This is a genomic window from Mesonia sp. K7, assembly GCF_003233725.1.
GTDB lineage: Bacteria > Bacteroidota > Bacteroidia > Flavobacteriales > Flavobacteriaceae > Mesonia.
Genome location: NZ_QKQV01000013.1, coordinates 1 through 20,620, shown reverse-complemented (window position 1 = coordinate 20,620; position 20,620 = coordinate 1). Strand labels below are relative to the sequence as shown.

Annotated in this window: 21 protein-coding genes and 1 pseudogene; 5 read left to right on the top strand and 17 right to left on the bottom strand. The window is 35.5% G+C overall.

Annotated features, from left to right (window positions below):
• Positions 1–372: 372 nt before the first annotated feature.
• Positions 373–1,008: a DUF6266 family protein gene (locus DNG35_RS09725; RefSeq protein WP_146228859.1), complete on the top strand. Its 636-nt coding sequence runs from the start codon at positions 373–375 to the stop codon at positions 1,006–1,008.
• A 21-nt stretch (positions 1,009–1,029) separates the two neighbouring features.
• On the opposite strand, the gene DNG35_RS09720 is transcribed toward DNG35_RS09725, so the two are convergent.
• Positions 1,030–2,364 (bottom strand): S41 family peptidase, encoded by a 1,335-nt coding sequence (locus tag DNG35_RS09720; RefSeq protein WP_111128571.1) that lies wholly within the window; start codon positions 2,362–2,364, stop codon positions 1,030–1,032.
• Positions 2,365–2,555: 191 nt separating this feature from the next.
• Positions 2,556–3,353 carry a LytTR family DNA-binding domain-containing protein gene (locus DNG35_RS09715; RefSeq protein WP_111128568.1) on the bottom strand — a complete coding sequence of 266 codons (798 nt, stop codon included), beginning with the start codon at positions 3,351–3,353 and terminating at the stop codon, positions 2,556–2,558.
• A gap of 436 nt (positions 3,354–3,789) precedes the next feature.
• Between DNG35_RS09715 and DNG35_RS09710 the strand changes: the two genes are divergently transcribed.
• The 3 genes from DNG35_RS09710 (at position 3,790) to DNG35_RS09700 (ending at position 5,117) form a co-directional block, all read left to right on the top strand.
• On the top strand, positions 3,790–4,266 hold the full coding sequence (locus DNG35_RS09710; RefSeq protein WP_111128565.1) for an Hsp20/alpha crystallin family protein: 477 nt from the start codon (positions 3,790–3,792) through the stop codon (positions 4,264–4,266).
• A gap of 96 nt (positions 4,267–4,362) precedes the next feature.
• Positions 4,363–4,623, top strand: coding sequence for a hypothetical protein (locus DNG35_RS09705; RefSeq protein WP_111128563.1), 261 nt, complete (start codon positions 4,363–4,365; stop codon positions 4,621–4,623).
• Between the two features lie 11 nt (positions 4,624–4,634).
• Positions 4,635–5,117: a hypothetical protein gene (locus tag DNG35_RS09700; protein ID WP_111128696.1), complete on the top strand. Its 483-nt coding sequence runs from the start codon at positions 4,635–4,637 to the stop codon at positions 5,115–5,117.
• A 280-nt stretch (positions 5,118–5,397) separates the two neighbouring features.
• On the opposite strand, the gene DNG35_RS09695 is transcribed toward DNG35_RS09700, so the two are convergent.
• The 13 genes from DNG35_RS09695 to DNG35_RS09635 all read right to left on the bottom strand — a co-directional run bounded on the left by DNG35_RS09695 (position 5,398) and on the right by DNG35_RS09635 (position 17,049).
• Entirely contained in the window at positions 5,398–7,269 is a 1,872-nt protein-coding gene (locus DNG35_RS09695) for a tetratricopeptide repeat protein (protein ID WP_111128560.1), read from the bottom strand.
• Positions 7,270–7,283: 14 nt separating this feature from the next.
• Positions 7,284–7,904 carry a response regulator transcription factor gene (locus tag DNG35_RS09690; protein WP_233494479.1) on the bottom strand — a complete coding sequence of 207 codons (621 nt, stop codon included), beginning with the start codon at positions 7,902–7,904 and terminating at the stop codon, positions 7,284–7,286.
• 99 nt (positions 7,905–8,003) lie between these two features.
• Positions 8,004–8,615, bottom strand: a complete 612-nt coding sequence (locus DNG35_RS09685; RefSeq protein WP_146228858.1) for a hypothetical protein — start codon at positions 8,613–8,615, stop codon at positions 8,004–8,006.
• Positions 8,616–8,649: 34 nt separating this feature from the next.
• The gene (locus tag DNG35_RS09680; protein ID WP_146228857.1) at positions 8,650–9,198 is read right to left on the bottom strand and encodes a hypothetical protein; all 549 of its coding nucleotides are present in this window, start codon (positions 9,196–9,198) and stop codon (positions 8,650–8,652) included.
• 23 nt (positions 9,199–9,221) lie between these two features.
• Complete coding sequence (locus DNG35_RS09675) at positions 9,222–9,653, bottom strand: lipocalin family protein (protein WP_111128551.1); 432 nt, start codon at positions 9,651–9,653, stop codon at positions 9,222–9,224.
• A 22-nt stretch (positions 9,654–9,675) separates the two neighbouring features.
• Positions 9,676–10,254 carry a hypothetical protein gene (locus DNG35_RS09670; RefSeq protein WP_111128548.1) on the bottom strand — a complete coding sequence of 193 codons (579 nt, stop codon included), beginning with the start codon at positions 10,252–10,254 and terminating at the stop codon, positions 9,676–9,678.
• Positions 10,255–10,348: 94 nt separating this feature from the next.
• The gene (locus tag DNG35_RS09665) at positions 10,349–11,596 is read right to left on the bottom strand and encodes a hypothetical protein (RefSeq protein ID WP_111128545.1); all 1,248 of its coding nucleotides are present in this window, start codon (positions 11,594–11,596) and stop codon (positions 10,349–10,351) included.
• Between the two features lie 45 nt (positions 11,597–11,641).
• Positions 11,642–12,145, bottom strand: coding sequence for an outer membrane protein (locus DNG35_RS09660; protein WP_111128543.1), 504 nt, complete (start codon positions 12,143–12,145; stop codon positions 11,642–11,644).
• 446 nt (positions 12,146–12,591) lie between these two features.
• The gene (locus tag DNG35_RS09655) at positions 12,592–13,494 is read right to left on the bottom strand and encodes a S9 family peptidase (protein WP_111128540.1); all 903 of its coding nucleotides are present in this window, start codon (positions 13,492–13,494) and stop codon (positions 12,592–12,594) included.
• Positions 13,495–13,680: 186 nt separating this feature from the next.
• A complete protein-coding gene (locus DNG35_RS09650) occupies positions 13,681–14,166 on the bottom strand; it encodes an aminotransferase (protein WP_111128538.1) in 486 nt (161 codons plus the stop codon).
• Between the two features lie 101 nt (positions 14,167–14,267).
• Positions 14,268–15,338 carry a two-component regulator propeller domain-containing protein gene (locus tag DNG35_RS09645; protein WP_233494478.1) on the bottom strand — a complete coding sequence of 357 codons (1,071 nt, stop codon included), beginning with the start codon at positions 15,336–15,338 and terminating at the stop codon, positions 14,268–14,270.
• Positions 15,339–15,518: 180 nt separating this feature from the next.
• Entirely contained in the window at positions 15,519–16,136 is a 618-nt protein-coding gene (locus tag DNG35_RS09640) for a hypothetical protein (protein WP_146228856.1), read from the bottom strand.
• 178 nt (positions 16,137–16,314) lie between these two features.
• Complete coding sequence (locus DNG35_RS09635; RefSeq protein ID WP_111128528.1) at positions 16,315–17,049, bottom strand: hypothetical protein; 735 nt, start codon at positions 17,047–17,049, stop codon at positions 16,315–16,317.
• 363 nt (positions 17,050–17,412) lie between these two features.
• Here DNG35_RS09635 and DNG35_RS09630 point away from each other — a divergent pair.
• Positions 17,413–18,377: pseudogene (locus tag DNG35_RS09630) on the top strand (IS110 family transposase).
• Between the two features lie 39 nt (positions 18,378–18,416).
• On the opposite strand, the gene DNG35_RS09625 reads toward DNG35_RS09630, so the two are convergent.
• Positions 18,417–19,337 (bottom strand): hypothetical protein, encoded by a 921-nt coding sequence (locus DNG35_RS09625; protein ID WP_111128526.1) that lies wholly within the window; start codon positions 19,335–19,337, stop codon positions 18,417–18,419.
• A 125-nt stretch (positions 19,338–19,462) separates the two neighbouring features.
• A complete protein-coding gene (locus DNG35_RS09620; RefSeq protein ID WP_158524888.1) occupies positions 19,463–20,461 on the bottom strand; it encodes a tetratricopeptide repeat protein in 999 nt (332 codons plus the stop codon).
• Between the last annotated feature and the right edge of the window lie 159 nt (positions 20,462–20,620).

The window sequence follows — 20,620 nt, the reverse complement described above, 5'->3', positions numbered from 1 at the left end:
ATCTTAAAATCGGGTTCACTCAAATACAGATACGCTTGTTGAATATTTCAATGACCAATAATGGGCTTCCTTCCTAAAAATTAATCAAACCATAATCCTTCACCAATAAGGTATTAGTCACTACCCTCCCTTTATTCATCCTTAGGAAAGAGCTTAGTCTTAGCCCTACCAACCCTATAGCTAACCCGATGCTAACGCGATACTGGTTCGATGCTAGCCCGTAAAAAGTCCCTGTTTACGGGGGAACTACGGCTTAGCATCGAAGAAGCAACGGTTCAGGTATGCTTTATCCTTACTTATGGTAGGGAAAAACCCTACTTGGTTTACGTATTTTCCCTATAGCTTTATCGCATCACTTTAAAACATGATATGATGGCAAGATTAATTAAAAGTCCTTTAGGGGAGATTTCTGGAAAAGCAGGTGGTTTGGTATTTAAAAAGACTAAGTATGGCATCTACCTTAGTAGTCTTCCTAATTTTTCCCACAAAAAAGTTTCACAACTACAGCAACTACAGCAGAACAAGATGAAAGTGGTCATGCATTTTTTAAAGCCATTACAAAATATTTTGTCCAAAACCTATTTCCCGTTGCGGCAAAATTCCCTTGCTTTTCACCAGATCAAATCCTATTACCTACGGCATGCCTTAAAACCCATGGAAAAAGCTTATGCCATCGACTACGCTAAATGTTTGATGAGTTATGGGGAGCTTCGCCCACCCGAACAAGTAACTGCACAACGACCAGTGACCGATACCATAGTACTGACTTGGGAACCACAACTCGGGCAAGCGCTCGCCCAATCAAACGATCCCTTATTTGCAGTACTTTACCATGAGGCTGCCCACCTATTTTATTTCATACCCAAGGTTGCTGGACGGGTAGACGGTACAGGAACTCTAAAGCTTCATCAAAAATGGGCTAATTTTTCAAACTTACATCTTTGGGTGGGCTATGCCCGTACGGAAGAAAAAAGAGCTTCCGTAAGTGTCTATGTAGGGGAAGTATAAATGAGCAGCCGTAGTTTTTTACTAGTCTTCGGTATGCCTTATATTTAGTTGTTTTAGCACATAGGCCGCTGCTTGATCACTTTCAATTTCTATATCCGGTTGGATACCACTTTTGTCAATTCGCTTGCCTGAATAGGTAATGTAATCATTTAGCGGAATCATCAGGGAAACACCCGCTTCCACTTCAAAAGCTTTGGCTGAAAGCATAGCGCCTGCCGTACGCTCCCCAACTATAATAGCATCTCGGTGATATTGTAGCCCAAAAACCAAGGGTTCGCAGGTACTTGCTGTATGGGTATTGGTCAAAATATAAACCTTTCCCGTAAAGTGTCTTTTAGAAGGAATCACTTTATAGTATGCCCCATAATTTTCTGCCGCTTTTTTATACCATTCCTCTAAAGTTCCTCCTGTGAACTCCGTAAATTTTGAATAATCCGTTTGGGTAGGCACCCGATTAAATGCAGCGTACCAGTTTTTATTCGGAAATACCCCTGCCACGATGGGTTGATCGATGAGGTATTCCGCTAAAGGAAAAGCAGCCTCTAAATGCCCTCCTGGGTTATTGCGCAAATCAATGATTAGATTTTTAAAATTTTCTTGTGCTATGAGGTTAATCAAACTATCCATCTCTTTTTTTGTTCCGTAAAAACCTTTTATGTTGAGCATTCCCGTATGATTGTCTATCTTTTTGAGGGTGGCAAAATCTGAAGTCGCCGCTTGCTGTGTGTTTTCGCTTGTCTTATGTATGTAATAATGGGTAAAAGGAAAATCCCGTGCAAAGGCAGCCAGCGCAATTTGCAATTCTAAATCGTCGTTTATTTTATCACTCAAGGCTATCATTTTATTTTTAAACTTCTTCCAGTCCTTGGTTTGTAAAAATGCTTGATGGTATAGGTGCGCTTCGGTCAGTTCAAAAATTTTCTCGAAGGTCTTTTTATAGTTCCTCATAGGCTTGATCCTTTCGACCTTAATTCCAGAGATGGTAGTCATTGTACCATTTTCCTGCGGAATACTAATCACGATGGAATCGCTTTTTATTTCCCCTTGAAAAGGGGTTTGGTTAAAAACCATCTGTAAATTCCCTTGAAAGGTATTGCCGGAGAGAGAACCTTCAAAATGAATAATTTCTGGGTATTTGACTGTCGTTGCCATTTTGGCCATCAGAAATTTAAAGCTACCCACGATATCCTTTAAAGCATTGTTTCGGGTCTGACCAATGATTTTTCCGTTTTGTATATCGGTCGTAAGGTAATATTCAAAAGCATTCGGGTGCTTGATGAGCCACTTTTCTTGCCCTGTCGCAATGGTGGTAAAAATAAAGGCCAGTATCAAAGGAAGGTAATATTTCTTTCGCATGGTTAATTTGTTTTAAGGAATAAAGTGTACTTCTTTCTTGAAAGTTGTACAAGCTTGATGATCATTGATTGACCAAAGAAAAGCAGCTATGCCAATAGGAACAACAAAAAGTGATGAAACGACCTGCTTTTTTGACCAACCGATAACTCATAAAAGAAATATGATAAGTTGATGGAAAAATCAGATGCTTTTTAAAATTTTTTGTAGTAGGTTTTGGAAAGGGGTATTTCTTCTTGCGAATGCTCAAATATAATTTTTGCCTTTTGGGAATTTCCTTGAACCGCTTTGATCTGCTGCTCATTTACCAAAAAAGACCGGTGGCATTTTTTTAGAAAAGGTAATTGCTGTTGTGCTCCGGTAAGTGTTTGCCTGAATGTCTTTGTGGCACTGTTTTTATCGCTATCCAAAAAGTATATTTCAATATAATTTTGAACCGCCTTGATATAGAGCAAGTCTTTTTTCTCTAGTTGAAGGACCTCGTTTTTATTGGCCCCTGTAATCACGGCGGCACTACTACAAATGGGCACAAGACGCTCACCCCACTGATTTCGCAGGTAGAAGAGCAAAGGAGAAAATATAGGGATAAATACGCTGACAATATTTTTATAATACTGCCCATGGGCAGTGATGGAATAATCCAACCCATTGATGATTTTAGCATTGTAAAGGTAAATCACCGTTCCTGAGATGAGCAAAAACACCAATAAGGAGATCACCTCATCAGCGACTTTCCAAACTTTATTGGTTTTGGCGTACCATATGTTTTCCAGGCTACTGTAAACTAGGTAAACCAAAAACCAAACCGCTCCAAAACCTAAAAGCAGGAGCGTTCTATGATTTGCTTCGTATTCGTTGGTGTTAAAAGGTTCCAAAAACAGGATTACAAAAGCTAAAACGGCACCTATGATAAAACCTACTAATACTTTCTTTTGGAAGGATGCGACAAAAGGAATTTGCTTATGAAAAAAGTCAACAAGTCTGTGAAACATTCGTGGTGTTTAGGGTTGTTTTCTTTGAATGACTAAATATAAATAATACCTTCTTTTTTAGGAAATAAAAATGGTGTCATCCTGAAATAGGTAATGTAATCATTTAGCGGAATTATCAGGGAAACATAAGAGCGTAAAGCTGATTTGTGCGGCAGCAAGCGTAGAATACTAATCGAATTAACCCTACAGGTTTAGTTTACTTGATATTGTAAATTTAGAGCTATAGATTACTGCCATAGCACTAATTAGAATATGACAATTAATTTAGATTAAATCTGACAATCATTCATATTTATGACAAAATTACACCCCATGATAATGAAATATTATCATAAACTATATGTTATTCGTTTTTGGTATTTTTTTTGTTCCTTAACTCTCGAAATCGAGAAAGATTTCAAGTTTGAAATAATGTTTAATTTAAAATTTTATTGTTATGAGCAATTTAGTTAATGTTCCTAAGAATGGAAGTTTAGTAAACACTAATTCAAATCAAAACTTCCCATCATTGTCTAATTGGTTTGATGATCTCTTTAACAGAGATTTACCATCAGTATTTGCCTCCAACTTTAATACGGGCATTACCTTACCTAAAGTGAATATTAAAGAAACAGCTGATGCCTTTATCGTAGAAATGGCAGTTCCAGGTCTAAAGAAGTCCGACTTCTGTGTGACCCTTGACAACCAAGTCCTTTCTATTTCTACAGAGGCCAAGGCAGAAACTGAACATAAAGAAGAAAATTATATTCGTAGAGAATTTGGTTATTCCTCTTTCAAAAGAACCTTTAATCTGCCTGAAAGTGTAGATGATGATCAAATTAATGCCCGTTATGATCATGGTATCTTAAACCTTCTTTTACCAAAAAAAGAAGAAGCAAAACAAAAACCTGCCAGAAGCATTAAAATTTCATAATTGCTTCTCTACATGTTAGTGTAAAAAGCAAAGAGAATGCTGATGTTTTCAGCATTCTCTTACTCATCTCGTTGAATTCTTTAAAACCCTATAGTTATGTCAAGAAAATTTAAAGCGGGAGATTGGGTAAAAGTTAAAGGAAAGCCTAGTGCTCCCAAAATGCAAGTGCTTAAATATGTTCCAAAGAAAGACTTCCTATTTGGTATGGTGGATAATGATGCTTACCTGGAATGTGTTTGGTATAAAAGAGGTAAGCGAAAACATGACATATTCCATCAGCATAAATTGATAAAAACCATAGAAGCAGGTGGACTCTTCAACACATTTTTGCCTACATCCAAGAGAAGTTTAACTTAAAAACCAAAGTGATGAAAAAGTATGTTTTATTAGGTATGGTTGGTTTGTTGAGCATCAGCTGCAACGGACAAAAAAATGAAAAACCATTGGAGATAAAAGAAACTAAGGGAAAAGTCATGAAACAACCTAAAGGAACATGGAAAGTGGATAAGGAATTTGATGAAAACGGAAATTTAATAAGGTATGACAGTATTTATTCCTGGTCTTCCCACCACACGATCGACGATCTATCTTCGACAGACACCGATAGTTTGATCCAACATTTTAAATCTACCTTCTTCAAGCTTTTTTCGGAATATGAAAATGAAGGGTATGAAGGCTTCACTCAAGATTCACTCTTTAGTAGGCGCTTTTTTAATGATCGTTTTTTCGAAAGTGATTTTGGAAACGATTTTATGGCCATTGATCAACTCAGACAAAAAATGGTGGAAAGGCAGCGGAAATTTTTAGAAAAGCACCTCTTCGAATTCCGTAAACCTGAAGACGAAAATTAAATAGTTTTCGTCTTTTTTGTTGAAGTAGGGTTGTGTATAATGCCTCTTCGCTCACAAAGCCGCATGAATGTTTATAGTGTACAAAAACATCTCTTTAACTTCTCTCTTTTGATATATAAGAAAACGATTTGCTGTATTTAATATAGATCCTCCAGGGTTTTCTTAACTTCCTTTTCGTATCTCATGATTTTAAAAAGAAGCTTAAGCCCATTGCAAGCTAAGACGAAAACCATTAGTAATAGAAGCTAAGCTAGCTTCAACCCAAGTTTTCTATTTACTTCTATACCGTAACCACTACTTTGGCTTGTGTACCACCGGACTTCCCTTTAGTTATTTTAAAGTTACCCCCTATAGATTTTAATCGCTTGGTAATACTGTATAAGCCTTGATTTCCTGTACCCTCGGTGTCATCATAACCTATACCGTCGTCTGAGATTTCAATTTGCAAACCATTTGGGCTGTTACTAAATATAATTTCCGCTTTTTGTGCCTGTGAGTGTTTGATGATATTATTGACCAACTCTTGAATGACCCTAAACAGCATCAGCTGTAATTGAGGAGAAAGCTCTTGGGCATTACTGTTGTTGTCGGTTACGGAAATATTGACCAGTTTGGTTTCATTTATTTCAAATGCAAAATGGGAGGTCGCTTTTATCAAGCCTTCTTTTTCCAGTACGGTTGGGAGAAGGTTGTGAGCAATATACCGCACATCGGCGTGGGTGTTTTCTAAAATTCTTCGCACTTTTGAAAGTTGTTCCTGCTGTTTTTCTTGTGCTAGGTGCGGGATGGACTCAAGGCTCATTTTAGCTGCACCAATCATTGCCGCAACACCATCGTGTAATTCTTGTGAGATACGTTTTCGCTCCCGTTCTTCACCCAAAATAAAGGAGTTTAAAATAGCGTTCTCTTTTTCTTGTTGTAATTGCTTTAGTTTTAGTTTTTGTGCTTTTCGAGTATAGATAAAGATTCCACCAAAAACAACAACAAATAATGCTCCCCCTAAAATGGCATAGAATAGGTTGGCTCGTTGTTGCTGGATTTTCAATTCCTGTTCGACAAGTTGTTTCTCTTTCTTTTCGGTTTCGTATTTGGTGTTGATTTCGTTAATTTCCCTTGCTTTTTCTGCCGAAGAAATAGAATCATTCAAAATCACATAAGAGTTAAAATAATCTGCCGCTTTTACTTTTTTACCAAACTCATAATTAATTCCGGCTGCGGTTTTGTAAGCTTGGAGCAAAGAGGGTTTATTACCTATTTCCTGAGCAAGATTTACGGCCCGTTCGGCATAGTATATAGCTTCATCTGATTTTCCGAGTTTATACAAATTATCTGCGTGAATGTAATAGGCGTTAGACTGACTGGTCTTGTCTTTGAGTTCGTCAGCATATTTGACGGATAGTTCCGAATATTGTAAAGACTTATTTAAGTCTTTTTCGATGGTAGATAAAATGTAATTTGATTGTGTTTTTGCTACCAAATCATTTGACAGTTCTGCTAGCTCTAAAGACGTTTCTAACCATTTTTTTGTGTTTATCGTATCTTTTTTATGTAAATACGCAAGTCCTAAGTTACTGGCAGCAGTAGCAATAAACCCCTTATCTTCATTTTCCTCTAACAACTTAAACGATTTCTGCAAATACTCTATTTGTTTTTCCGTGTTATTGGATTGTGCTAATAAAATGGCAATGTTTGAATATACACGCCCTAGTTCTATTGGATCGCCTCCGTCTTCGAGTATCTTTGCCATTTTAAGACAACAATCTATAGCAGTATCTAAATCTCCCTTATAATAATAAGCATTAACTAAATGGCCATAAGTCCATATATCTGATCGTTCTTCTTCTACCGGATGCGGATTTTCAAGGGCTAATCTCCCATAGGTTATGACAGAATCCCACTCATTTCGAGTCAAAAAGTAATAAGCTTTTTTAGCGTATAGATAATCCATAAAATCAACACGCTCCCGCTTTCCTTTTTCAATGATTTTATCGGCTATTTCAATACAATTTAATCCTTCGGAAGTGATACAACTATCTAATTCGTCTATTAAGTTTAAAAACGCTGGCCCTACAGAAACATTCTCTACCCGATTCTGCGAATGAACAAAGGTAAATGAAAAGACAAACGAAAAAATTAACACTATTCTCCTCATGGTTTAATTCTGTTTTAAACACTAACCAGACCCTGCATAATAGCTTTTTTAACCATTCCAGCAATGTTTTTCACATCTAGTTTTAGCATAATATTTGCCCGGTGTGTTTCTATTGTTTTTTCTGCCAGACAAAGTTGTTCGGCTATTTCTTTGGTGGTTTTTTCCTTTACAATCAGTTCCAGGACCTGTTTTTCCCTTTCCGTTAAGGCGGTATTGTTTTTGGAGGTGTTCATTTCAAAAAAGGTTTGCTGTGTTTTAGGACTAAAATAGTGCTCGCCATGGGTTACAGCCTTAAGTGCTTTTTCTATAGCTTCTCTACTGTCAATTTTTAATAGATATCCGTCAAAACCAGCGTTTACAGATGATTTAATGGTTGCCGAATCAGAATGACTGGTTAGGGCAATAATTTTCATCTGAGGGGCTCTCTGTTTTAATGCTCCAATTATTTCCCTGCCATCGTGTTTGCCAAAATGAATATCGAGCAATAAAACATCAAAGTTTTCTTTACCTAAACTATTTTTCAGCTCCATATAATTCAATACGCTGTATGTTTTTTCCACAAATTCAAAAGTGGACAATAAAACTTCCAATCCTTCTAACACCAAAAAGTGGTCGTCTGCAAGCAAAATCTTCATCATACTCATTTTATGATCATAACGAATGATAAAGTTAGTTCTTTTTAAACAGATACAGTTGATCTATAATTGATAATCTTTCGGTAATCAAAAGGCTATTTATCGGTCCAATCCATAAAGCGTGACAGCCTCGTTAAACGTTTTGGGCAACTTATCGCTATCAAGGCCGAAGGCTTGTGTGGTAGTTGCCGGAACCAATACATACCTAAAAGTTAAATTAGGAATGTTTTCAAGAGAAGCCACATCAGCGCTTTCGATTTGAATTGCCAGGGTTACCCCATTTGCTGTATTACGAAAACCGCTGATAAAAGTTAAGTTTCCGTAAGTGGTTGGTGTAGATAAAATCATGTAATCAGTTTCATCACTCCCTTCATACAATTTTGCATAGACAAGGAGCGCGCCGCCAGTCTCTACAAATTCCTCTAAATCTACCTCCGGAATATCATCGTTTTGAAAACTCATCACTCCCCAAGTGGGTGGATTGGCACCACTCATTTCGTCATACTGTACTTGAAACCAATCGGAAGCAACCACATTGGCATTGCCGTCTTGTCCGTGTTGGCCATCTTCTCCCGCGGGTCCTTGTGGTTCAGTCGCACCATCCATAGCGTCTTGTCCATCTTCAGCCGAACAACTTATGCTTAGGGCTACCATCATAGCTAATGCTGTACAAATTAAAGTCTTTACTGGTCTGTTTGTTTTATTTTTCACTTGATTAAGTTTTAATATGTGATATAATTTTTCTTTAGGGAGCGGCAACCCCTATTTTTCCGGTTACGTTTACCTCATCGCCTTCGGCTCCTAATTTAAACTTTCCGCTAAAGCTTAAGGTATATGATGCCACAGTAGCTTCTTCTCCATATAAAGAAATGCTGTGCTCTTGATAATTTTCTAGGTCCATATTAATATTACCTACCGGTCGATATTTATCTTCAACACCCCACTCACCGAATGTTAATCCTGGTCCACTACCTTGAATGCTGGGGTTGTTATTATTATCCAGCGCCAAACCTATCCCAAATTGAAATTTTCCAGCGTCTTGCAGCAAGCCTGTTAATATTTTACTGCCTACCTCTTCGTTGTATTCAATATAGGAAACTGGATAGTACAAACCGCCTGTATTTTTGGGAACACTCCCTGAAAAGGTTTCACCTCCGGCTATCTCGATGTTATAAGTGTGTTCGTTTTCGTCGATCATAGCACCTGACCCGTTGGTGTCATCGTCTGAGCAAGCAGAAAAAACACCTAAACTCATTACGGATAGGGCAAACAGGAATAATTGTATATGTCTCATTGTTATAAGGTTTTTAGGTAATATTAATTTTGTTTTTTATAAGCTACGTACATTTTCCGTTCAGAATCTGGTCGCATTTGTATGCCAACTTTTAGTTGACCGTCCTCTAAACTTAATAAATGCCAGGTGATCCTTCTTTCTCCTTTTGAAAGGATCAATTTAGAGCCTTCTAATTCCCATTGAAGGATTTGCTCTTTAGGCTCACAAGTTGATGTGTACTTTACTTCTTTAGCGTTTCCATCTGAAGAAAATACACTATGGTCTTTTCCGCAATCGGGAGCAGATTGTTGATGGGGCATGACCCAACCTTCTCCATTATCGCCCATCATCGTGCCCTCTATTTCCCAAGTACCTATAAGGGCTTCTTTGTCTATATGTTGAGCACAAACCTTATGATTGCTTAACCAAATGCAGGTAATAAGCAGTAGAACGGTATGTAATAGGTTTGTTTTCATTTTTTTTAGGTTTAAATAAAATTTACCAAGTGTTTTTTGGTGCCGCAAATTGACCGTTGGTTACGGTTATTTTTTCACCTTCAGAAGAAAAAGCTTCAAAACTGAAAGTGCCTTTTACGATTTCGTCTGTATTGCTTACTATGGTAAGTGTACCAGTTACCGCTCCGTTATTCCCTCCAAATGTGGTTCCCGTTTCTGTCATGACATTCGTCCATGCTGAGATGGTCGCGTTAAAGGAGGTTTGGTCATAGGTATCTGTCAAACCTTGAACAATGGGGTACTCCCCAGGTTCCGGCAAGGCTATCTCATTGTTAGAGTTCTGCTCAAAAGTGATGTGCCACATTGCATCATTATGAGTGATGGCTTCATTGTCAGCTATTTGAAAGTATTTAATATCGTACTGATTGTTGAGGTAATAAACGACATCACCTTCCATAAAGGTATTCTCAAAGCCTGAAACCTCAAAGGCAATGCGGCCATCTTCAATGTTTACTGTAGTGCCAGGAGTTTCATTTTCATCGTCGTCTTTACTACAAGAAAATAGCGCAAGTGATGCTAAAAGCCATAGGCTAAAAATGTGTATTTGTTTAAAATTCTGCATGGTTTTTAAAATTTATCAAAAGGGATTAAAAAATAAACGGCAAGCCACTGACTAACTCATAAAACAAGCTTGCCGTTTACTTTAAATTGGAAGATTAGGGAGTACAAAATTCTCCACCTACGTTTTCATATGTAATATTGGTTATGGAGAGGTTTTCAAAATCATAACCTGTTCCTTCATAGAAAGCACAATTCTGTAAATCTTTAAATATGGTATTGGTAACTGTTAAGTGAGGATTTGCCCACAAATATATTGCTCCAGTGTTTTCAATATTTCCTACTGGAAAATCGCCTTTAGCTTTTTCAATAATCGCATAGTCAATACTGCTCATTTCGTTTGTATAGCCCCAATATATTCCACCCCAATTCGTACCGTTATAAGGTTTTAAGTGTACCGGTTCTGAGGCTGTTCCTTGAATTTTAAAACTCGTGCTTTCACTGGGCATCAGAGGGGAAAATTGTAAATATGCTCCGGCTTTAAACTGCATTTCTACTCCCGCTTCAATGGTTAAATGACCGTTTTTCTTACCGTGTACCCGACCATCTACCAAATAAGGTACGTCTAACTTTTGCCAGGTAACAGTTTGGTCTTCTATTTCATAATGATCCGTTGTAATATTGAAAAAATCTAAATCATTTCCACTATACGAAGAGGTATTGTCAAACACATGGGCCATCTCTGCCGAAACTTTTACGGGTACACCTTCATTTCCTGTAATGGTGAGGTGGGAAGTTGTTACCGTGGCATTTTTTTCGATTCTGTGAAAATCCAATCCAAGGCTACCCCCATTGCTTATTTCTACATGGTTTAAGGTTATGGCTTGTGGGGTTGTGCTCGAAACGCCTCTAATGGCCAAACTACCTTCGTACACAGGAGAAGAACCTGTGAGGTCTTGCGAACCGGCATATTCTATCACGGTATGTTCTATGATATTATTGAGGTTGTATGCTTCCGTTAAGAAAATCCCCCGCCAGTAACCTTTCTGTTTAGAAGTTCCTGTTAATATAACAGGGTCGGTTGCCGTTCCTTTTATTTCAAAAATATTGCTTTCGAGGTTTATACGTAGTCCTGCGTGGTTTTCAAATTCGATGACTACGCCGGGTTCTATTTTCAAGCTTCCCTGTACGTTGGCCCAGCAAGGAACAATATAATCTACAGGTCTTTCTAGGTCATTTTCCAATACACGGTCTTCGCTAAAATAGCTGCAATCTAAGACGATAGGAGGTAGTATTTCCTCAATAGGTTCGTCTAAACTATCGTCATCAGTACTACAAGCAGTCAAAAAAATGAAGCTGAAAAAAAACAGGCTTAAAAATGTTATGGGTTTAATAGGTAATTTCATTTTGTTATGATTTTTGATTTATATTAAATTTTTGCAGATAAAAGATTATAGGCTGAATTTTACTCCAGCACCGGCCACCAATTGCCCTTCTTCTATAATGACATATTTAAGCTCGGCAAAAGGAGTGATTTTTCCACCAATTTTGAAGTTGACCCCACCTCCAAGATTTAGCCCAAAGCGTCCGTCTGAAGCAGAATAGTTACCCAGCCAAGCATCGTCATAAGACACTTTTACACTACTGTAATTTAAGCCTCCGAGGGCATAAACCCCCATGTTTTCTTGGTTGACAAAATAATAATTGGCATTGGCGTTTACTTCAAACCAGTTTACTTTCAGGCCGTATTCTTCTTTTGGGAAATAATAAATAAAGGACGGGGAAATGCTCAGGTTTTCCATCATTGGAAATTCGGCATTGACCCCAATACCGATGTTTTCAATTTCGCTTCCGTAAGCGAGCATTGCTCCAATATGGGTCTCTTTTTGTGCTTGGGCAGAAAAGGCAATCCCAAAACTTATTAAAATGCCAAGAAATGTCGGTTTTAAATTCATCGTCTCTAAGTGTTATGTATTTTATTAAAGTTTAGAGAACAAAATTAGCCCCTTATAGAAAAGCTTGTTTCGGGGCAATCACGGAAATTCGATTTCAGGGTTTTCCCTGAGGGAATACTTTTGAGTTTTTAGAAGGTATATGGTGCTGATTGTAGCCAATACCTATAGAGGTGGGGAAATTGGTCGTAAAATGAAAACCATTGAATAGAAAAAGACCACTCTTTTTTCAATCTAAATTCACGCATCCAATTTCATCCGGATAAGGTTTTCTTCCGAAGGGCAATCCATTTTGGTCATTTCAAATAGGATTTTGGTCTTGTCACGATTTCTTTTTTGTGTTGGTGGACAGGGTTTTTAAGAATGATTTTATTAGAGCATGTAGCTCTTCTATTAAAAAATACTTCAAACGCCTACCAGACGGACAAGTAGCTATAGGTCCACAGCTTTTATTTTTTTAATCGTTTGTCAAACCATTCCATTACCAGTGCGTTCAGTTCTGTTTTATACCCTGAAAAGAAATGGTCTGTTTCATATTTTCTTAATTCAAAATCATAATTGATTTCAGATAGTTTTTCTGCAATTTTATCCGCTTGTTTTGGGTTTACTCTTTTATCGTTTGTTCCGCACAAAATTAAAAGACTACTATTTTTAGCCAATTCGTCTGCCCAATAAATAACTGACCTCTTTTTTAATTCTGAATCTTTATTGTTCCAGTAATCAGGAATACATTGAGCAAACACATTAGTTTCCATTATCGGTCTAAACTTGACCGTGTCAAACAAGTCGGAGGCTCCATTTCCAACAATAGCTGTCTTGATCTTGTCCGATTTTTGTAACGCCAAATAGGTCATCATGCCGCCTCTTGACCAACCGAACATTCCTATACAATTCGGGTCGGCTTTTTCAATTTCCTTGACGGTTTCTGTTAAATTCAGCACATCATTAATTTCTACTCCTCCAAATTCATCTTTTTCTCGATAGTTGCTACCGATGATTACATAGCCCTGTTCTGCCAATTTGGAGGTGTACATTACCATAGTGGCAAGTGTTAATGGAGCAAAATCCCTATTCCCGCCACGATTGAAAATTACAACGGGATATTTTCCGTCTTTTTTTGGTTCGACCAATAAGCCTCTAATTTCCTGGTGGTCACTTTTATAGGTAATAATATAAAAATTCAATTTTTTGAGATGCTCAAAATCAGCTTGTAATTTGTTGTCTTGCGTAATTCTATCCCAAATAGCTGTGTTAGCAATATCAACTAAATTTTTCGAGATTAGTTTTCCGTTCTGGGCAAATCCGAAATTTATAAAAAACAATAGCGTGATGGATGTTAAAATTCTGTTCATGGAGTGGCTTTATATATAGGCGACGGTTTTGCCTATGGTTTTGTTACAACATTTGACACTTCCATTAAAAAACATACCTCAAACGCTTACCGGGCGGTCAAGCTGAAAATCCTCGAGGATTTTCAGAAGTAGGCGAGAACAAGCAATTACTTATAGCCATTGTTGTGTGTAGTTTTTATTAGCATTTTATCCCGCCATCATCATAGTCATATAGAGATTTGCTCCAAAGCCTGAATATATTAATAATTCTATTAATTCTTTGTTTTCTTCTTGGTCGTTAAGTTCAACTTCATAATTATAGTTGACTTTTTTCCAGTTAAAATTTGGTTTTAGAAACAGAATTTTATTTTCCTTTTCGTCAATTAGTTCAAATCCAAGTTTCCAAAAACCAATAGCTTTGAGTAAATATTGGTTTTGAACTTTATTTTCGTTTTCCAATTTGATAATAACATTTCCTTTCCAATTAAATGAAATATCTCCTTTGTTAATTCCATTTTTTAAAATGTCAAATTTGTTTTGCCAAATGCTTTTGGGTTTAATTTCTATATTAATAGAATTAAAGGAAGTTTGGGCATTGCTGGCAAACCAATTAGAATATATTAATTCCAATAGTTTTTTTCCATTGTTTTTAATTTCAAAATTTCCATTAGCTGAAGTTGATTCAATTTTCATTTTCGATTTTTTTCAAATGACGCACAACGGTAAGTATATGCGTAGTGCGACCGTTAAGGGAGCATTACGTCACATACATTGTTCTGCGTTCGTATTTTATTTTAAAACTGCTTTTCAAATGTTTTTCCATTGAACTGATATACATTTCCGTCTGCCATACCAAACCACAATTTTCCATTATTATCTTCAAAAATGGATAAAGCATTATCATTTGTTAGTCCATCTTTCTTTGTGTAATTAGTCATTTTTGCACCATCATATTTCCAAATTCCTGCATCTCTGTCTCCAAACCATATATTTCCTTTACTATCTTCTGCAATTGTGAAGACGTGTTCAAGAGTACCAGGCATTGATTTATCGCCTTTTCTTCCGCTTGTAGGATGAATTAATTGTTTTTTTTCAGAAAAATTAATAATTGAATCACCTTCTTTTAGCAATACACCTATTCCATTGTTCCCAATCCAAAGTCTACCCTTAGAGTCTTCAAGAATACTTCTTATATGAAGAGGTGCGATATTCCTATCAAAACTTAAAGTTTCATCATTGATAATTTCAAATTCGTTTCCATTATAGCCAAAAACACCAGCGTAAGTACCAAACCATATCATATTGTTTTTTCCTTTTGATATACTTGTTACCGCAAATAAATTATCATAAAGGTTAAGGACTTTATGAAGAGGAAATGCCAAATAATTTAAGTTTTGCCCATCAAATCTATAAACTCCCTCATTAATCCATGCTCCAAACCAAAGGTCATTATCTAATTTCATCCATTGGCTTTGGAATACTTCATTACCTTGATCTGGAAAAATATTTTTTGGCTTTTCTAAGTCAGTTTTGGTGTGATTTTTGATTTTTGCTCCATCATAACTGCTTACTCCTTGTTGAGTATTAAACCAAATAATCCTTTCTTTGTCTTCTTGAATGGAAAGGATTTGATTGTCCGTTAACCCATCATTAGTAGTGAAGTAGCTGAATGCTTCACCATTGTAAACCGCAACTCCTTCTTTAATACTTCCAAACCAATAGTTTCCTTTGCTGTCTTGAAAAATGGAGCGAATCCCTGAGGTAAATTTAAGAGTGTCAGTTTTTGAGGTGCTCACAATTTCCGATTTATTAGTTTCTCCTTCTGTTGATTTATTTTCAACGCAGGAAAAGTTTAAGGTCAACATGAGTATTAGGTTAATCAATTTTATCATTTTGTGTAGCCTGTTTTTAGGACGGTGTAAAATTACGCACAACGGTTTTGTATATCGATCCAAGTTGCGGTCGAGTTGGGACTAAGATAGCTAAAAATCCTGACTTTTATGCTTGCGCGGTTGTGTCCGCAGGACACAAAGCCGCAATTGCAGTTATACATTCTTGTCAGTAGTGTTTTCTCCATTTACTATTCGATTTATTTTTGGCTGTATTACCCAAATTCCAATTGGAAAAAACCAAATCATAAAAAATTCTCCCATATGATCACTAAAGGTGACTTTTCGTTTCAATTCAGCAGTTTTGATTGTTTTTGAGGTAAAGTATAATTGATAGAACATACAAAACATTGAAAATAAATGCAAAGGCAAAATAACAAAAAGCATTTTTCCTACAATTCCACCAACAGCATTATCTCCAGTAGAAATACCGTAAAAAGTGGTTCCAATAATCACAACAAAGAATAGTATATAAATCAGCGGTATAAAGAAGAATATTCTAAATTTTTTCAATTTCAAACGATTTTCAGCTGGTATAAATTTCTGTAACCCATTAGCAATTGACCAAAACCATCCATAAAATAGGCCCGTATATAAAAACATAATTATAGGAAACAATTTAAAGAAATTAAAAAATGTTTCTGGGTTTGGATTTCCATTCGCGTCAACATCAGCAAACATTGAAGTCATAATGAATATTTGAAAAATAATTGGAAGTCCGAACATTAAAATGAATAATTGCCAATGTTTGGCTTGTAAAAATCGGTTTATCATATAGATTCGTGGTTTTGTTACATTACTGCCAACGGTCTCGGCTATGAGTAGTTGTGTGGGTCAGCACTTAACTTAGCCAGTACGCACCAAACTGACACGAGCGCAGCGAACTGGCGCAAGCAAAATCTTCGCGGATTTTCAGAAGAAGTCGAGAACAAGCAGTTACTTATAACCATTGTTATGTGCTGGCTTTTTTTAATTTATTCTCCATTCCAAAAATCAATTCTCGGAAGTTTTGAAATCCACCAAGATTTAATTTTTCTGGTTGTTTTCTGTCTCCAGTTTGGAATATTATAATTCCAAGAATTATTGGTGAAATCAGCCACCAATTAAAATTCCAAACCCACCATATTCCAATCATAGCAAAGAATCCGATGAACATTATATTTCGTCCAATCCGAGAAAATTTATGCGATTTATATTCAAATTCAGATATTGTCCCTGGCGCAATTCTATTGACTTCATCAATTAAAATACTACCATATTTTAGAAAAAATGGTTTGATTTCAGAACTTGGCTTTAATTCAGTCGTGTCAGCTCCTTTTTCAGTCAGATTTTGTTTTAATGTTCTGAATATTGATGCGGTTTGGCAATTCTGTCCCAATAATTTTATTGGTTCAATATTTTCTCTTTTAGCGTGTTTAGAAATGTATTCACAAAAGTCTGATACAGTTCTGTTATTCTCGTCTTTTAAAATACTTTCTAATTCAGAAAGTGGTCTATCAATTCTAAATTCTTTGTGGTAGATTTTTGCCAATGTTATTGGGTCAACCAAATCACAAGCATCTATCCATTCAAAGATTGAGCTTTCGAAATCAAAATCCATTCCTTTAACAACAACTGGGTCAAATTCAATTTGAAATTGATATTGAGAAATCAGCATCTGTAATATATCGTCTTTACTGTATTTCATTTTTTGAGGGTTATTTTTCACAGCTTACGCACAACGGTTTTATATATCAGTCCAAGTTGCGTTGGAACTTGGACTAAGATAGTAAAAAGCTAAAACATTTGGTTGACGGAAGGATTGTCCGCTTGGGAAAACCGAAGCAATTTGCGATATACGTCTTAAGTTTGATTCTTATTAAATTTATAATCTAAATCAGAAAGAACAAAGAGAGGATTAAGGTTATGATATACGGTGAAGCGTTAGACTTCGACAACATTGATAATCCCTCTCTTTATCTACCTAAATTTCGTTCAGTTCTGTGAGACCTAGATCTCGATTTTAAGTTGTTGAAAGTAAAGTAAACTATTCTTTCCAAATACAGTTATTATGAATAAAGATATAAAAATTTATGGTATTGACATTAGTAAGGATGTCTTTGATGTGTACTACCAAACTACCGGTCACCTTCAATTAAAGAATGATGAAAAAGGGTTTAAAGGTTTATTGAAATTATTGCCAAAAGATGCCTTGGTAGTTATGGAAGCTACAGGATATTATCATTACAGGTTAGCACAGTTTTTATATAACAACGATGTAGCAGTATCTGTAGTCAATCCCTTGTCGGTTAAACGTTTTATACAGATGAAACTGGGCAAGGTAAAAACAGACAAGAGTGATGCAAAAGCTATTTGTGCCTATGGCACGATGAACGAATTGCCGATGTATAGTGCTTTGACAGATGTCCAAACTGAATGCTTGCAACTCTTTAGATTGTTGGACAACTATTTAAAGAAACGTACACAGACCAAGAACAAGCTTCATGGAGAAATGGCATTGGGAGTTCCATCAAAGTATGTTTACAAGTCATTGCAACGAGATTTAAAACATTTGGATAAAGAGGTGAAAGGCATAGAATCAAGGTTATTGGAACTTGTGAAACAAGATCAGCAACAGCAATTGACCTTGTTAAAGAGCATTCCTGGAATGGGCGTAAAAACCGCTTTGTTTTTAATCGTTGTAACTGATGGTTTTAAGAAGTTTGAAAACGCATCACAACTTTGCAGCTATGTAGGGATAACCCCAACAATTAGAGAGTCTGGAAGTAGTGTAAGAGGTAGAAGCAGGATAAGTAAAGTAGGAAACAAAAAGTTAAGAAATCTTTTGTTTTTATGTGCCTTCTCGGCCTGTAAACATAACAAGGCTTGTAGAGAGACTTATGAACGAATGTTGCCAAAGGGAAGAGCAAAAAATTAGCTTTAATAGCAGTGTCAAACAAGTTACTTAAACAAGCTTTTGCTATTGCAAAATCTGGATTACCATACGATGAAAACTTTGTTTCAAAATTAGCTTAGAATTGCTTGCTTTTTAATTCAGTTCTTTGTTGTTACCAGTTATTTATATTTCCAGTTAGTTAAAATATCAGCTATTTCTTTTCCAACTTCTTTTTCTAATCGAGTTGATAATTCCGAGTCAGTAAGAACTTTTGTTTTACTTAAGTCTGTATTTATTAAAAACTCTCGAAGTTTTATTAAAATATCAGTTTTATTTGAATCTAATATTGATTTTGCGTTTTGATAAAGTTGCATTTGAAACCATTCATAGTTTTGAGGCGTTAGCTTTTGGACATATTTTTCTTCAAAATCATTGAGAGTTTTAAATTCGACCATTCTATCTCCAGATTGTATTACGAATTCAGGATACGTGTTCATCAACGGGTAAGATGAATTCAATTTTTCTTTTATGAAAGAATACATACTCAATGTCGCAAATAATTCTTGCAACCATTTTCTTTGAGGTTTAGTTCCTTCTTTAAAATGATAAAGATGAGCTAATTCGTGAATTGATAAGGTCTCTCGATAAAATAGGTCTAAATTAATATTTGCTCCATAAACAAGTTTTAATGAAGCCAGATATTGTTCAGGTAATTTGGAAATCATTTTTTCCACTTCCATTGAAATTATTGATTTATCCAGTCCAAGTATTATATTTCCTTTTCCAGCTTGAGGTAAACCAGGTGGTGGAAAATAAGCGTATTTACTCCACTCTCTATTTTCTATAAATAAGACAACAAAATTTAAATCAGTCTGAAAAATTTTGTCAAAATATAGTTTAGCCTTGTTAAGGTTGTTAAGAGTCTCTGTTGTGGTTTTAATTGAATCATTTGAAACCAAAATTTTAAAAGTGTAATCAGTTTTCAGTTCAATTAATCCACTATGAATAGAAGTGTCAATCCAAGATTCTTGACCTTTTAATTGAGTTGATAAACAACACAGTAAAAGTACAATTAGATTAGTTAATGTTGATTTTTTCATAGTCCTGTTTAATTGTTGCCAACGGTCTCGGCTATGAGTAGTTGCGTGGTTTAGCACTAACTTTTGCAAGTACACACCTAACTGAAAATCCGCGAGGATTTTCAGAAGTAGGCGAGAACAAGCAATTACTTATAGCCATTGTTGTAGGTAGTTTTTTTACAGTTATTTTTTAATAATTCAATTCCTCTTTTCTGTCCAAGTTCTGATAATTCATTCCAATCTTTACAGGCTAATTCCAGTTTTCCAGTTTCATAGTAAATAGCAGCTCTGTTATAAAGCGCATCTATGTTTTTTGGGTCTAACTCATAACTTTTAGTAAAGTTTTTAATAGAACTCTCATAATCTTTATTTTGATAAGACCTTATTCCTTTATTGAAATAATCTCCAGCTTTTTGAATTACTCTTGTGTCTCCACCATAAAAATGGTCTAATTGATAGAAAGAATCGGTAAAAAATTTCATTGAAATTCCACGAAATGTTTTTGTTTTTTCGTCTTTTAATACGAATGGCATTTCTAGCGTATCAAGGTGTTTGAATTTACTTAAATTCCAAAGTCTATATGATTTGTTTATCACTTTTTTAATTCTCTCAATTTTACTTGAGTCATTTGTGTTAGTATAATTTATTGAAGTACTTATATTTTTATTTTTTAAATCTATTTTTATAATTCCTTTAGTTTTAAAATTGCTGTGTTTTTTCTTAAAAGCTTTGTTCAGTTCAAGCATTAAACTCGACTTTAAAGTTGGTGTATAAAATTCATTTGCAACTTGATTTTTACTTTCTCCTTTTTCCTCTTTAATTTCATTGAATAATTTTTGTTGTTTAACAAAATAGAATCTCTTTAATTTATCGTTTTCCATTCCGTTTATTCTTTCACAGAGAATCAGTGTGTCATTTTTTACTCTTTCTATTTCGTAGCCAGAAGTTGAAGATGTTATGATAAAGTTCTGATTTAATGAGAATGGAAAACAAATCTCATTTACTCTATGAGTTGGATTTCCATTAGTACACATTTCCAATTTTTTGAAAGTGTAATTAACGTAAGAAGAGTCAGTCAAGAAACGGTCAATTAAACTACTGCCGTCTTTCATCTCAATCTTATATTTTATCCAATCTCCATTCAATTCCGAAATATTGACTTTTTGACAATACGATTTGATTGTAATTAAAAGGAATAATAAAAGTATGTTTTTCGTCATTTTTGTGTTATACTGATATAGGTTGACTCTTTTTTGATAGCTATATTTTAATATTTAGATGTTGAGTTGGTGTAAATTTACATT

Coding starts and splice junctions, on each gene's coding strand:
- DNG35_RS09725 (WP_146228859.1), top strand. CDS start 373: ATGGCAAGATTAATTAAAAGTCCTTTAGGGGAGATTTCTGGAAAAGCA.
- DNG35_RS09720 (WP_111128571.1), bottom strand. CDS start 2,364: ATGCGAAAGAAATATTACCTTCCTTTGATACTGGCCTTTATTTTTACC.
- DNG35_RS09715 (WP_111128568.1), bottom strand. CDS start 3,353: ATGTTTCACAGACTTGTTGACTTTTTTCATAAGCAAATTCCTTTTGTC.
- DNG35_RS09710 (WP_111128565.1), top strand. CDS start 3,790: ATGAGCAATTTAGTTAATGTTCCTAAGAATGGAAGTTTAGTAAACACT.
- DNG35_RS09705 (WP_111128563.1), top strand. CDS start 4,363: ATGTCAAGAAAATTTAAAGCGGGAGATTGGGTAAAAGTTAAAGGAAAG.
- DNG35_RS09700 (WP_111128696.1), top strand. CDS start 4,635: ATGAAAAAGTATGTTTTATTAGGTATGGTTGGTTTGTTGAGCATCAGC.
- DNG35_RS09695 (WP_111128560.1), bottom strand. CDS start 7,269: ATGAGGAGAATAGTGTTAATTTTTTCGTTTGTCTTTTCATTTACCTTT.
- DNG35_RS09690 (WP_233494479.1), bottom strand. CDS start 7,904: ATGAAGATTTTGCTTGCAGACGACCACTTTTTGGTGTTAGAAGGATTG.
- DNG35_RS09680 (WP_146228857.1), bottom strand. CDS start 9,198: ATGAGACATATACAATTATTCCTGTTTGCCCTATCCGTAATGAGTTTA.
- DNG35_RS09675 (WP_111128551.1), bottom strand. CDS start 9,653: ATGAAAACAAACCTATTACATACCGTTCTACTGCTTATTACCTGCATT.
- DNG35_RS09670 (WP_111128548.1), bottom strand. CDS start 10,254: ATGCAGAATTTTAAACAAATACACATTTTTAGCCTATGGCTTTTAGCA.
- DNG35_RS09665 (WP_111128545.1), bottom strand. CDS start 11,596: ATGAAATTACCTATTAAACCCATAACATTTTTAAGCCTGTTTTTTTTC.
- DNG35_RS09660 (WP_111128543.1), bottom strand. CDS start 12,145: ATGAATTTAAAACCGACATTTCTTGGCATTTTAATAAGTTTTGGGATT.
- DNG35_RS09655 (WP_111128540.1), bottom strand. CDS start 13,494: ATGAACAGAATTTTAACATCCATCACGCTATTGTTTTTTATAAATTTC.
- DNG35_RS09650 (WP_111128538.1), bottom strand. CDS start 14,166: ATGAAAATTGAATCAACTTCAGCTAATGGAAATTTTGAAATTAAAAAC.
- DNG35_RS09645 (WP_233494478.1), bottom strand. CDS start 15,338: ATGTTGACCTTAAACTTTTCCTGCGTTGAAAATAAATCAACAGAAGGA.
- DNG35_RS09640 (WP_146228856.1), bottom strand. CDS start 16,136: ATGATAAACCGATTTTTACAAGCCAAACATTGGCAATTATTCATTTTA.
- DNG35_RS09635 (WP_111128528.1), bottom strand. CDS start 17,049: ATGAAATACAGTAAAGACGATATATTACAGATGCTGATTTCTCAATAT.
- DNG35_RS09625 (WP_111128526.1), bottom strand. CDS start 19,337: ATGAAAAAATCAACATTAACTAATCTAATTGTACTTTTACTGTGTTGT.